Source organism: Streptomyces sp. NPDC093261 (assembly GCF_044753645.1).
Classification (GTDB): domain Bacteria; phylum Actinomycetota; class Actinomycetes; order Streptomycetales; family Streptomycetaceae; genus Streptomyces.
The window spans coordinates 31,147-44,127 of sequence record NZ_JBIVNO010000022.1 but is presented as its reverse complement, the minus strand read 5'-3'; the positions used below and the strand labels follow the sequence as shown (position 1 = coordinate 44,127).

The window sequence follows — 12,981 nt, the reverse complement described above, 5'->3', positions numbered from 1 at the left end:
CTCCTGTTCCGTTGGTGCCTTACAGCGCGTCGGGTCCGCGCTCGCCGGTCCGGACCCGTACGGCCGTCTCGACCGGGACGGACCAGACCTTGCCGTCTCCGATCTTGCCGGTGCGGGCCGCCTTGACGATGACATCGACCAGTTGGTCGGCGTCGTCGTCCTCGGCCAGCACCTCGATCCGGATCTTGGGCACGAGGTCGACCGTATACTCGGCACCCCGGTAGACCTCGGTGTGTCCCCGCTGCCGACCGTAGCCGCTTGCCTCGGTGACCGTCAGACCGTGCACCCCGAAGGCCTGGAGGGCCTCCTTGACCTCGTCCAGCCGGTGGGGCTTCACGACGGCGGTGATGAGCTTCATGCGTCCACCTTCCTGCTCTGCGGCGCGGCCAGGGCGGCGGAGGAGGCGATGACGCCGCCGCCCGCGCCGCTGAAGTCGTATGCCGTCTCGGCGTGCTCGGCCTGGTCGATGCCGGAGATCTCCTCGTCCTCGGTGACCCGCATGCCGACGGTCTTGTCGAGGAGGAAGGCGAGGATCGCGGAGGCGATCAGGGAGTAGGCGAGGACGGCGAAGACTCCGGCGCACTGCTTCCAGAACTGGTCGAGGCCGCCGCCGTAGAAGAGGCCCTTGACGTCGGACTGGCCCCGGCCGCTGGCGAAGAAGCCGATGAGCAGGGAGCCGGCGATGCCGCCGACCATGTGGACGCCGACGACGTCGAGGGAGTCGTCGTAGTTGAACTTGTACTTCAGGCCGACGGCCATGGCGCACAGGACACCGGCGATGGCGCCGATGGCGATCGCGCCGAGCGGGGAGACCGCGCCGCCGGACGGGGTGATCGCGACCAGACCGGCGACGGCACCGGAGGCGGCGCCCAGCGTGGTGAACGCGCCGTGTCGGATCTTCTCGTAGGCGAGCCAGGCGAGCATGGCCGCGCCGGTGGCGACCTGGGTGTTGACGAACATCAGCGGGCCGACGCCGTCGTCGTTGCCGAGCCAGGAGCCGGCGTTGAAGCCGAACCAGCCGAACCACAGCAGACCGGCGCCGAGCATGACCAGCGGGAGGCTGTGCGGACGCATCGGGTCCTTCTTGAAGCCGGCGCGCTTGCCGATGACGAGGATCACGCCGAGTGCCGCCGCACCGGCGTTGATGTGGACCGCCGTACCGCCCGCGAAGTCGATGACCCCCAGCTCATAGGCCCAGCCGCCGGTGCCCCAGACCCAGTGGGCGATCGGGAAGTACACGATCGTGACCCACAGCACGAGGAAGAGGGCCCAGGCGCTGAACTTCACCCGGTCCGCGAGCGCGCCGCTTATCAGGGCGGGCGTGATGATCGCGAACATCAGCTGGAAGACGGCGAAGACGAAGACCGGGATGGTGTAGCCCGGCCAGAGGTCCATCTTGCCGATCCCGCTGAAGCCGACGTAGTCGGAGGTCCAGCCGAGGAGTGAGCCCTTGTCGTCGCCGAAGGCCATGGAGAAGCCGTAGAGCACCCACAGGATGGTGACGATGCCCAGGCTGATGAAGCTCATCATCAGCATGTTCAGGGTGCTCTTGACGCGGACCATGCCTCCGTAGAAGAAGGCCAGGCCCGGGGTCATGAGCATCACCAGGGCGGAACAGATCAGCATGAAGCCGGTATTGGCGGACGACAGCTTGGGTGCGTCCGCCGCAAGCATGATGGCTGGTGCCATCGGCGTCTCCTCGTCGGTTGGTACGGCCCCGTGCGGGCGAAGCCTGAGAGCGGTCCGGTCATGAGGGATGGGCCGGTTATGCGCCATGAGATTGACGCAACGCGGTTTCCGTCGTTGCCGCTCGATGTTTCGCCGCAGTGACGAAGGTGCCGGGCGTGTTACGCGTTGATGAACCGCCGGATGCCCGGCCCGGTTGATCGTCATCGTGACGCAACCTTGGAGGGACGGCATCGCGGCGGGGACATCGCGGTCGCCCGGTCGGAAGCCCGTGGTGATCAAACGAGCCCCGCGGGTGTCACGCCCTGTCGGGCGGACGGACATGCGTCCGGCCGCGACAGCCATCCGATGACCTGGCATGGGGGAGCCGAGTCGGGCAGTTCGGGATGGCGGCCGCGGCCGGGGTCGTGAGGGCCCTTGCCGTGCGCTGGGCCGGGGGTCAGACCGCCTCGGCGGTCTCGGGCAGATGGGTGGCGAGGTGATCCGTCAACTCGACGACCTCGGCAAGATCGCCGAAATCGCGCACGGCCGTGTCGACGGTCTTTCGAATACGAGTGTTGACCCGTTCGGACCGCACTTTTCTGGCGATGTCCATGGCCTGCCTGGCGAGCACCGCGCTCTGCTCCGGTTCGCGCTGGAGAAGGTGCACGGTGGCCATGCCGATCAGATTCAGTGCGTACGACCGCTGGTGCTCGCCGTCCCCGGCGAAGCCGTCGACGGCCTTCTGCATCAGCGGCTGGGCGAGGGAGGCGTAGCTGGGGCTGCGGCCCGCGACATAGGCGAGGTCGCGGTAGGAGTGGGAGTTCTCGGCGTGCAGCTCGGCCTCGGAGAAGAAGCGGATCCAGTCGGGCTCGGGCTCGTCGAACTCCTCGGCGTCGGCGAAGGTGTCCTCGGCCATACGGACGGCACGCTTGCACTTGCCCGGCTGGCCCATGTTGGCGTAAGCGCGGGCCTCCATCGCATACAGCATCGCCTGGGTGCGCGGGCTCGCGCAGTCCCGGCTGCCGTACTGGGCGAGGTGGATGAGCTCCAGGGCGTCGTCGGGCCGGCCCAGATGGATCATCTGGCGGCTCATGCTGGAGAGGATGTAGGAGCCGAGCGGCTTGTCACCGGCCTCCTTGGCCGCGTGCAGGGCGAGGACGAAGTACTTCTGCGCGGTGGGCTGGAGTCCCACGTCGTAGCTCATCCAGCCCGCCAGCTCGGCCAGCTCGGCGGCGACCTTGAACAGGCGCCTGGTGGTGGCCTCGAACTGGGATTCCTGGAGGAGGTCGGTCACCTCGTGCAGTTGGCCGACGACGGCCTTGCGGCGCAGTCCGCCGCCGCACTGGGCGTCCCACTTGCGGAACATCACGGTGGTCGCCTCGAGGAGGTCCAGCTCGGGCCGGGACAGCCGGCGGCGGGCCCGCCCGGACGGCGCGGGCTCGGGCGGCTCCTCGCGCGCGGCGGCGGGGCTCGGCACCAGCCAGCGCTGCATGGGTTCGATGAGGGACGGGCCCGCGGACAGGGCCAGCGAGCCACCGAGGAAGCCGCGCCGCGCCAGCATCAGGTCGCTGCGCGAGTACTCGCTGAGCAACGCCACCGTCTGCGGGCCCGTCCAGGGCAGGTCGATTCCGGACACGGAGGGTGACTGATGTGCGGTGCGCAGTCCCAGGTCCTCGATGGAGACCACACAGCCGAAGCGCTCGGAGAACAGCTCCGAGAGGATGCGCGGGATCGGCTCGCGCGGGTTCTCCCCGTCCAGCCAGCGGCGCACCCGGGAGGTGTCCGTGGAGATGTGGTTGGCCCCCAACTGGCGGGCCCTGCGGTTCACTTGCCGTGCCAGCTCGCCCTTCGACCAGCCACTGCGCACGAACCATGAGCCGAGCAGCTCATTGGGGCGCCTGTCAGCGTTCGTCCCGCTTCCGCCGTTGCCGCCCACTGGACGCCCCCATCCCTGAATCCACCTGTGCGCTGTGTGCGCCAAGCCTTACCAGAATGCCGGGGGACGCGGCCTCGCGTCCGGCGGTTCTCGGCCGCCGGGCGGGAACCCGGCTTGCCTCCGGCATACCCACGCGTGCATGCGCTCCCAGGAACCGTGCACTCAAAGTAGTCCTACGATCACCCGCCCAGCCATGGCGAATCCAGAAGCGCCACCATTCGCCACCCCTTCGAATGAACTCACCGCCACCGGGGCGCGATTCACTTGACACATGACAGCCGGAAGTGGATGGAGCGAAGTATTCGCCGGCGCGCGCCATGGAAGTCACCACCCCCCGCACCACCTGGCACGCCCCGCGAAGGCACAAGGGCCACAGGACGCAGAGTCACAATCCGATTCCGGGGCGTAACCATCGGTGGGCTGAACGCGTTGGAGGGGGCATGGGCTTCACGATCGGCGGCACGCGGAGCATCCGCGAGATCCGCCCCGGCGCCCGACGCCGGGGCCGCTCGTCGGAGTGCCTCGCCGTGGCCGAGTACACGGGGCTGTGGGGCTGGGACGTGGTACCGGGCGCTCGCGCGGCCGCGGGGGCGTGCTCCTGCGGCGACACCGGCTGTGCCGCACCCGGCGCGCATCCGCTGAGCTTCGCCCCCATGGTGCGGGCCGGCGCGACGCTCGACGAGGCGACCGGGGCCTGGGCCGAGGTGCCCGGCGCGGCGGTGCTGCTGCCGGTGGGCCGTGCCTTCGACGTGGTCGAGGTCGCCGAGGCCGCGGGGCGCCGGGCCCTGGTCCGGCTGGAGCGCATGGGCATCCCGGTCGGCCCGGTCACGGCGACCCCGGACGGCCGCGCCCAGTTCTTCGTCGCTCCCGGCTCCGCGGCCGAGCTTCCCGCACTGCTGTACCGGATGGCGTGGGACGACGCGGACCTCGACCTGCACGCCCTGGGCCCGGGGACGCACATCACGGCCCCGCCCTCGGACCGTGGCGGTCTCGGTCCGGTCCGCTGGCTGCGTTCCCCCGCCCTCGACTCCGCGACGAGACCGCCGGCCGCGCGTCTGCTGATCGGCACGCTGGCCTATGTGGCCCACCGCTCCCGGGCCTGGTCGGGGTCGGACACTCCCTAGCCTGTCGGAGGCTTCCCAGCCGTCGGCGGCTCGCCAGCCCCCTCGGCCGCCCCTCAGTCCCGTCGGCTCTCCCTCTTCCTGTCGGTGATCCCTGTCGGTGATCCCTGTCAGCGGTCCCTGTCAGCGATCCCCGTCGGCGGCGACAGCGACGATCCCTGGAAAGCGCCCTCGGCAGGGCCCTTCTCGCATGCGCAGCCCGTGAAAGCGACAGCGCCCGTCCCCAACGCATCGTGGGGGCGGGCGCTGCTCGGTGCGTGCCGGGACCGGTGGGTGCGGTCACGCTCCGCTAAGTGGTCACTCTCCGATGAGGGCGTCAACGAACGCCTCCGGCTCGAACGGCGCCAGGTCGTCGGAGCCCTCGCCCAGACCGACCAGCTTCACCGGGACGTCCAGCTCGCGCTGGACCGCGATCACGATGCCGCCCTTGGCCGTGCCGTCGAGCTTGGTGAGCACGATGCCGGTGATGTCCACGACCTCGGCGAAGACGCGCGCCTGGACGAGACCGTTCTGACCGGTGGTGGCGTCGAGGACCAGCAACACCTCGTCCAGCGGAGCGTGCTTCTCGACGACACGCTTGACCTTGCCCAGCTCGTCCATGAGGCCGGTCTTGGTGTGCAGGCGCCCGGCCGTGTCGATGAGGACGACGTCGGCGCCGATCTCCTTGGCCTCCTTGACCGCGTCGAAGGCGACGGAGGCGGGGTCTCCGTTCTCCGGGCCGCGCACGATGTGGGCACCGACCCGCTCGCCCCAGGTCTGGAGCTGGTCGGCCGCGGCGGCACGGAAGGTGTCGGCGGCACCGAGGACGACGGTGCGGCCGTCGGCCACGAGGACGCGGGCGAGCTTGCCGGTGGTGGTGGTCTTGCCGGTGCCGTTGACACCCACGACCATCACGATGCCGGGCTTGCTGGTCTCGGGCTCGGTGTGGACGGTGCGGTCCATGTCGGTGCCGATCAGCTGGAGGAGTTCCTCGCGCAGCAGCCCGCGCAGTTCGTCGGGCGTGCGGGTGCCGAGCACCCGTACCCGCTCGCGCAGCCGCTCGACCAGCTCCTGGGTGGGCTGCACGCCGACATCGGCGGTGAGCAGCGTGTCCTCGATCTCCTCCCAGGTCTCCTCGTCGAGGTGCTCGCGGGACAGGAGCGTGAGCAGCCCCTTGCCGAGTGCGTTCTGCGAGCGGGACAGGCGGGCGCGCAGACGGACGAGACGGCCGGCGGTGGGCTCCGGGATCTCGATGGGGGGCGCTTCGACGGTCGGGGGCTCCTCCACGACGACGGGAGCGGAGGCCGCCGGGAGGTCCACCTCCTCGATCGTCCGGCGCTCCTCGTCGCGCGGTGTCTCGGCCTCGTCGCCGACGTGCGGCTCGGCCGGAGGGGCGGTGATGTCGGGCGTCGTGGGGGGCGCCGGGGGCAGCGGCTTCTTCCTGCGGCTGCCGACGACGAGCCCGAGCACGCCGAGCACGACCACGGCGATGACTACAGCAAGGATGACGAATTCCATAACGGGTCCAGTATGCGCGACCGGCCCGCGGGCCGTTCGGCGGCGGCTCCGGGGCGTGGAGCCCTGGTTGTCTGACGGCCCGTCAGCTACGGTCCTCGTGGCAGACCCGCCGGCGAAGGTGAAGGGGGCCCTCCCATGCCCGTCACGGTCGTACGCTTCAACCTCGTCGAACCCGGCGCGACCCCCGCCTCGCTGGGGGCGCGCTACCGGGCGGCCGTGGAGATGGCCGCGTACGCCGACGACCGCGGGGTCACCACCGTGCAGACCGAGGAGCACCACGGGGCGGCGAACAACTGGCTGCCGTCGCCGTTCGCCTTCGCGGGCGCGGTCTTCGGCGCGACCCGCCGGCTCATGGTCACGGTCTCGGCGGTCATCGGCCCGCTGCACGACCCGCTGCGGCTGGCCGAGGACATCGCCGTCCTCGATCTGCTCAGCGGCGGCCGGCTGGTCACCGTCGCCGGCATCGGGTACCGGCCCGAGGAGTACGCCCTCTTCGACGTCGAGTGGACGCGGCGGGGACGGCTCCAGGACGAGCTGCTGGAGACCCTGCTGAAGGCGTGGACCGGCGAGGAGTTCCGCCATCGCGGCCGTACCGTGCGCGTCACCCCGCGCCCGTACACCCAGCCGCACCCCCTGTTGCTGGTCGGCGGCTCCTCGAAGGCGGCGGCCCGCCGGGCCGCGCGCCTGGGCCTGCCCTTCTTCCCGAGCGCGCACCTGCCGGAACTGGAGGCGTACTACAAGGAGCGGCTCGTCGAGTACGGCACCGAGGGCTGGACGATGATGCCCGCCGCCGAGACCCCGCTGCTGCACCTCGCGGAGGACCCGGACCGGGCGTGGGCCGTGTACGGCGGGCACTTCCTGCACGAGGCGCGGACCTACGCCTCCTGGCAGTCCGGCGAGATCCGCTCGGTGGTGCGGTCCGCGGCCACGACGGTGGACGAGCTGCGCGCGGAGGGGATCTACCGCATCGTGACGCCCGAGGCGTGCCTGGCCCTCGGCCTGGACAGCCATGTCCTGCACCCGCTGGCGGGCGGGATGCCCCCGGACGAGGGCTGGCGCAGTCTGCAGCTGTTCTGCGAGCGGGTGCTGCCGCGGCTCGACGGCTGATCGTTCGCCACCGGCCCGGCCCCCGTGGCGCGAGGGAGCCGCACAGGCCGAGGCGCCGCGTGGCGAACGGGCCGAGGCGCCGCGTGGCGAACGGGCCGAGGCGCCGCGTGGCGAACGGGCCGGAGAAGACGGACCGCCGCCCGGCTCGGGCAGTGGCCGGGCCGGGCGGCGGAAGGGTGTCGAGGAGAGAGGCAGCGGGGACTTGGCCTTTCTCCTCGAGTTCGGGTGGGCGGGTCAGCCCATCTCCTCCAGGGACTTGCCCTTCGTCTCCTTCACGAACTTCAGGACGAACGGGATGGAGAGCGCGGCGAAGACCGTGTAGATCACGTAGGTCCCGGAGAGGTTCCAGTCGGCCAGCGACGGGAAGCTGGCGGTGATCGCCCAGTTGGCGATCCACTGCGCGGCGGCGGCCACGCCCAGGGCGGCGGCGCGGATCTTGTTCGGGAACATCTCGCCGAGCATGACCCAGACGACCACACCCCAGGACAGGGCGAAGAAGAGGACGAACACATGGGCGGCGATCAGGGCGACCCAGCCCTGGGTGCTCGGCAGCTTGCCGTCGACCAGGTGGGACGAGAACGCCCAGGCCTCCAGCGCGAGGCCGACGACCATGCCGACCGAGCCGATGAGCGCGAGCGGCTTGCGGCCGATGCGGTCCACGAAGATCATCGCGATCACGGTGCCGAGGATGTTGATGATCGACGTCGTGAACGAGTAGAAGAAGGAGTCCGTCGGGTCGACACCGACCGACTGCCACAGCGTCGAGGAGTAGTAGAACGCGACGTTGATGCCGACGAACTGCTGGAAGACCGACAGGCCGATGCCGATCCAGACGATCGGCTTGAAGAAGAAGCCGCCGCCGAGCAGGTCCTTGAAGGAGGACTTGTGCTCGCTCTTCATGGCGTGCTCGATCTCGGCGACGCGGGCGTCCAGGTCGACGTGCTCGCCCTCGACCTCGGCGAGGATCTCCCGGGCGCGCTCACGCTTGCCGGCGGAGAGCAGGAAGCGGGGGGACTCGGGGATGGCGAAGGAGAGCAGACCGTACAGCACGGCCGGGACGACCATGACGCCGAGCATGACCTGCCAGGCCTCCAGGCCCATCAGCTTGCCGCGCTGGTCGCCGCCGGCGGCGTTCAGCAGACCCCAGTTGACCAGCTGCGAGATGGCGATGCCGACGACGATCGCCGCCTGCTGGAAGGAGCCGAGCCGGCCACGGTAGGCAGGCGGGGCTACCTCGGCGATGTAGGCGGGGCCGATCACGGAGGCCATGCCGATGGCGAAGCCGCCGATGATGCGCCAGAGGGCGAGGTCCCACAGCGCGAAGGGCAGTGCGGAGCCGACGGCGCTGATGGTGAAGAGGGCCGCGGCGATCTGCATACAGCGGATACGGCCGATGCGGTCCGCTATACGTCCGGCGGTGGCGGCACCGATGGCACAGCCGATCAGGGCGATCGCGATGACCTGGGCCAGCGCTGCGGAACCGATGTCGTAGCGGTCCCGGATGGCCTCGACGGCGCCGTTGATCACGGAGCTGTCGTAGCCGAACAGGAAGCCGCCCATCGCGGCCGCCGCCGCGATGAAGATGACATGCCCGAGATGCTCGGGGTGAGCCGTCCCGGCTCCTGACTGAGGTGCCTGCGCTGTGCTGGTCACGAATAACTCCTCGGGCCACCGGCAACGCTGCCGGGGGTGGGGGGTGAGCCCTTTCAGGGCAGATGGCGTCAGCTTCCAAGTACCCGGAGAGCATCGGATAAGCCGCCACTCAGACCTGAAGGTAAAAGCAACGTTGCAGAGACTATGCCTTCAAGTTTCGAAGTCAAGAGGGGGAAGGCAGCCAGGTTCGACCCGTAAGACCGGGAGTCCGTGTTCAGAAGTTGAATTTTCGAGGAGACGCAGGTGAGGACCGGTGTAGGCCCCACCCCTCTATCGGAGCCGCTGGGAGATGACCTTCGACACACCGTCGCCCTGCATGGAGACGCCGTAGAGGGCGTCGGCGACCTCCATCGTCCGCTTCTGGTGCGTGATCACGATCAGCTGCGAGGCCTCCTGGAGCTCCTGCATGATGCGGATCAGCCGCTGGAGGTTGGTGTCGTCAAGGGCGGCCTCGACCTCGTCCATGACGTAGAACGGGCTGGGCCGGGCCTTGAAGATGGACACGAGCAGCGCGACGGCGGTCAGCGACCGCTCGCCACCGGAGAGCAGGGACAGCCGCTTGACCTTCTTGCCCGGGGGCCGGGCCTCGACGTCGACGCCCGTGGTGAGCATGTTGTCCGGGTCGGTCAGCACGAGCCGCCCGTCGCCGCCGGGGAACAGCCTGCCGAAGACACCCTCGAACTCGCGGGCCGTGTCCCGGTACGCCTCGGTGAAGACCTGCTCGACGCGCTCGTCGACCTCCTTCACCACCTGAAGCAGATCGGCCCGGGTCTTCTTCAGGTCCTCGAGCTGCTCGCTGAGGAACTTGTGGCGCTCCTCCAGCGCCGCGAACTCCTCCAGCGCGAGCGGGTTCACCTTGCCGAGCTGCTGGTAGGCCCGCTCGGCGGCCTTGAGCCGCTTCTCCTGCTCGGCGCGCACGAACCGGCGGGGCTGGTTGCGCGGGTGCTCGGGGTCCTCGGGCAGCTCCTCGCCCTCGGCGGGCGGTGAGGGGGGTACGGGCTGGTCGGGGCCGTACTCGGCGACCAGCCCCGCCGGCTCGACGCCGAGTTCCTCCAGCGCCCTGGTCTCCAGCTGCTCGATGCGCAGCCGTTTCTCGGCGCCGAGCACCTCGCCGCGGTGGACCGAGTCCGTGAGCTTGTCCAGCTCGGCCTTGAGGTCGCGGCCCTCGGCACGGGCGGCGGCCAGCTCCTCCTCGCGCCGCGCCTTGGCGGCCTCGGCGGCAGTGCGCTCGGCCTCCGCCCGGCTCAGGGACACCTCGACATGGGCGAGGAGCTGCCGGGCACCGGAGGCGACGGCCTCGGCGACGGCCGCCTCATGGCGCAGCCGGGCCCGCCGCTGCTCGGCACGCGCGCGTGCCTCGCGCTCCGCGCGGGCGCCGCGGTCGAGGGCGTCGGCCCGTCCGGCCAGGCCCTTGACCCGCTCCTCGTGGGTACGGACCTGGAGCCGGGCCTCCATCTCGGTCTGCCGCGCGTTCGCGCCGTCGGCGGCGAGCCGGTCGCGCACGGAGGTGTCGGGCTCCTCCTCGACCGGCATCTCCTCGGCCACGGCGAGCCGCTCCGCGAGTTCCTCGACCTCCAGCAGGGCCTTCTCCAGCGCCTCCTGCGCGCGGGCCGCGGCGGCGGTGGAGCGCTCGGCCTCCCCGGCGGCGGCCCGGGCCTGCCCGGCGAGCCGTCCCAGCTGCTGGGCGACCGCGGACTTCTCCCGCTCGGCCGCCCGCCGCCGCTCCCCCAGTTCCTCCACGAGAGCCGCGCACTCCTTGCGGCGCTCCGCCGCCAGATGCTGTGACTCGGCCAACTCGTCGCAGCGGACGGCGAGTTCCTCCATCTCGGCCGCGGCCTCGTCGACCGAGGCCTGTACCTCGAGCAGGCTCGGCGCCCCGGCGGAGCCGCCGTGCGCGAAGTGCGCCCCGAGCAGATCCCCCTCGGCGGTGACGGCCGTCAGGTCGGGCCGCGTCTCGACGAGTTCCTCGGCGTCCTCCAGGGTGCCGACCACGACGATGCCGCACAGCAGCCGCCGTACGGCGGGCATCAGCGCGTCGGGGCCGCGGACGAGGTCGGCGGCGAAGGGGAGCCCGTCGGGAGGTGACGGCCGGGGGCCGCCCGGCGCCCCGGCAACGGTGCTCGGCCGCGGATCGCCGGACCCGCCGGCCCCCCGGGGGTCCGCCCGGCCCGGGCCGTCGGCGGACGGCTCGTCTTCCGGCCCGTTCGGCGGCCCGGCCAGCACCAGAGCCGCCCGTCCCCCGTCCTGCTTGCGCAGCAACCGGATCGCCTCGGCCGCCGAGGAGGGGTTCGCCACCGCGATCGCGTCCGCGGCGGCACCGAAGGCCGCGGCCAGCGCCACCTCGTGCCCGGGGGTCACCGTCAGCAGTTCGGCCGCCGGGCCCAGGAGGCCGGAGAGCCGGTCCTTGGCGCCGAGCAGGACGCCCGTGCCGTCCTTGCGGCGCAGACCCAGGGCGAGCGCCTCATGGCGGGCCGCGACCGCCGCACGCTTGCGTTCGGCCGCGGTGGCCGCCTCCCGGGCGGCCGACAGGGCCGCCTCCGCCTCGGCCAGGCTCCGCTTCGCCATCTCGTGCTGCTCGGTCAGGTCAGCGTCGCCCGCGTCCAGACCGTCCACCTCGGCCTTGAGGGCCTCGTACTCCTCCTGCGCGGCGACCGCGCGCTCCTGTGCCTCGTCGCGCGCCGCGGCGAGCCGGTCGATCTCGGCCTGGGCGGAGGCCGCGCGGGAACGGGCCGTGCCCACCTTCCCGTTCAGCCGGGCCAGACTCTCGCGGCGGTCGGCGATGGCGCGCGCCGCGTCCTTCAGGCGCCGCTCCTCCAGGGTCAGTCGGCGCTCCAGCTCGGCCCGGTGCGCGACGGTGTCGTCCAGGGCGCGCTCGGCCGCCTCCAGGGCGGCCTCCAGCTCCGCCTCCTGCTCGCGGATGCGGGCGGCCTCGCGTTCCATGTCCTCGGGGTCGCGTCCGCGCCGCTCCTCCGGGGGCGCGGCGGTGGCGCTCCTGACCCGGGCGTCGGCCAGCGAGATCGTGCCCCGCACCCGCTCCGCGAGCTGGGACAGCTCGTACCAGGTCTGCTGGGCGCGCCCCAGACGGGGCGTCAGCCGGCGCACCTCGTCCTCCAGGAGCGCCTCGCGCTGGAGCGCCTTCCTCAGTTCGGCCTCGGCGGCGTCCTTGCGTTCCTTGAGCGCGGCCTCGTCCGCGATCTCGGCCTTCAGCGCGTGCCGCAGCCGTACGAGATCGTCGGCGAGCAGGCGCAGCCGGGCGTCCCTCAGGTCGGCCTGGATGACGGCGGCCCGGCGGGCGACCGCGGCCTGCCGCCCCAGTGGCTTGAGTTGGCGGCGCAGCTCGTCGGTCAGGTCCTGGACGCGGGCGAGGTTCGCCTGCATGGCGTCCAGTTTCCTGAGGGCCTTCTCCTTGCGCTTGCGGTGCTTGAGGACTCCCGCGGCCTCCTCGATGAAGGCGCGGCGGCCCATGGGGTCGGCGTGCAGCACCGAGTCGAGCTGGCCCTGGCCGACGATCACATGCATCTCGCGGCCGATGCCGGAGTCGGAGAGGAGCTCCTGGATGTCCAGGAGGCGGCAGGTGTCGCCGTTGATCTGATACTCGCTGCCGCCGTTGCGGAACATGATCCGCGTGATGGTGACCTCGGAGTACTCGATGGGCAGTGCCCCGTCGGAGTTGTCGATGGTGAGGGACACCTCGGCGCGGCCGAGCGGCGGGCGCCCGGTGGTGCCGGCGAAGATGACGTCCTCCATCTTGCCGCCGCGCAGCGACTTGGCCCCCTGCTCGCCCATGACCCAGCTGAGCGCGTCCACCACATTGGACTTGCCCGAGCCGTTCGGCCCCACCACGCATGTGATCCCCGGCTCGAAGCGGAGCGTGGTCGCGGAGGCGAACGACTTGAACCCGCGGAGGGTCAGGGCCTTGAGGTGCACGCCGCTGGACTCTACCTTCCGCCGGTATCTCACACTATGAACCCCGGCACCCCTGCGGTTTCACCGTTGAAC

8 protein-coding genes are annotated in these 12,981 nt (G+C 71.3%); 2 read left to right on the top strand and 6 right to left on the bottom strand.

Annotation, left to right across the window (positions count from 1 at the left end; translation table 11 throughout):
• Nucleotides 1-19: 19 nt before the first annotated feature.
• The 3 genes from ACIP94_RS32375 to ACIP94_RS32365 all read right to left on the bottom strand — a co-directional run bounded on the left by ACIP94_RS32375 (nucleotide 20) and on the right by ACIP94_RS32365 (nucleotide 3,604).
• Nucleotides 20-358 carry a P-II family nitrogen regulator gene (locus ACIP94_RS32375; protein WP_402433673.1) on the bottom strand — a complete coding sequence of 113 codons (339 nt, stop codon included), beginning with the start codon at nucleotides 356-358 and terminating at the stop codon, nucleotides 20-22.
• Nucleotides 355-1,689 carry an ammonium transporter gene (locus ACIP94_RS32370; RefSeq protein ID WP_402433670.1) on the bottom strand — a complete coding sequence of 445 codons (1,335 nt, stop codon included), beginning with the start codon at nucleotides 1,687-1,689 and terminating at the stop codon, nucleotides 355-357. Before ACIP94_RS32370 ends, ACIP94_RS32375 begins: the two co-directional genes overlap by 4 nt.
• A gap of 436 nt (nucleotides 1,690-2,125) precedes the next feature.
• Nucleotides 2,126-3,604, bottom strand: coding sequence for a hypothetical protein (locus ACIP94_RS32365; RefSeq protein ID WP_402433667.1), 1,479 nt, complete (start codon nucleotides 3,602-3,604; stop codon nucleotides 2,126-2,128).
• 440 nt (nucleotides 3,605-4,044) lie between these two features.
• Here ACIP94_RS32365 and ACIP94_RS32360 point away from each other — a divergent pair, with 440 nt between their 5' ends.
• Nucleotides 4,045-4,728 carry a bifunctional DNA primase/polymerase gene (locus ACIP94_RS32360; RefSeq protein WP_402433664.1) on the top strand — a complete coding sequence of 228 codons (684 nt, stop codon included), beginning with the start codon at nucleotides 4,045-4,047 and terminating at the stop codon, nucleotides 4,726-4,728.
• Between the two features lie 294 nt (nucleotides 4,729-5,022).
• Here ACIP94_RS32360 and ftsY read toward each other — a convergent pair whose 3' ends face one another.
• Nucleotides 5,023-6,222, bottom strand: a complete 1,200-nt coding sequence (gene ftsY, locus ACIP94_RS32355) for a signal recognition particle-docking protein FtsY (RefSeq protein WP_402433661.1) — start codon at nucleotides 6,220-6,222, stop codon at nucleotides 5,023-5,025.
• Between the two features lie 135 nt (nucleotides 6,223-6,357).
• Here ftsY and ACIP94_RS32350 point away from each other — a divergent pair, with 135 nt between their 5' ends.
• The gene (locus ACIP94_RS32350; protein WP_402433659.1) at nucleotides 6,358-7,329 is read left to right on the top strand and encodes an LLM class flavin-dependent oxidoreductase; all 972 of its coding nucleotides are present in this window, start codon (nucleotides 6,358-6,360) and stop codon (nucleotides 7,327-7,329) included.
• Nucleotides 7,330-7,563: 234 nt separating this feature from the next.
• On the opposite strand, the gene ACIP94_RS32345 is transcribed toward ACIP94_RS32350, so the two are convergent.
• Nucleotides 7,564-8,982 (bottom strand): sugar porter family MFS transporter, encoded by a 1,419-nt coding sequence (locus ACIP94_RS32345; protein WP_402433656.1) that lies wholly within the window; start codon nucleotides 8,980-8,982, stop codon nucleotides 7,564-7,566.
• Nucleotides 8,983-9,252: 270 nt separating this feature from the next.
• A complete protein-coding gene (locus ACIP94_RS32340; RefSeq protein WP_402433653.1) occupies nucleotides 9,253-12,909 on the bottom strand; it encodes an AAA family ATPase in 3,657 nt (1,218 codons plus the stop codon).
• Nucleotides 12,910-12,981: the final 72 nt, after the last annotated feature.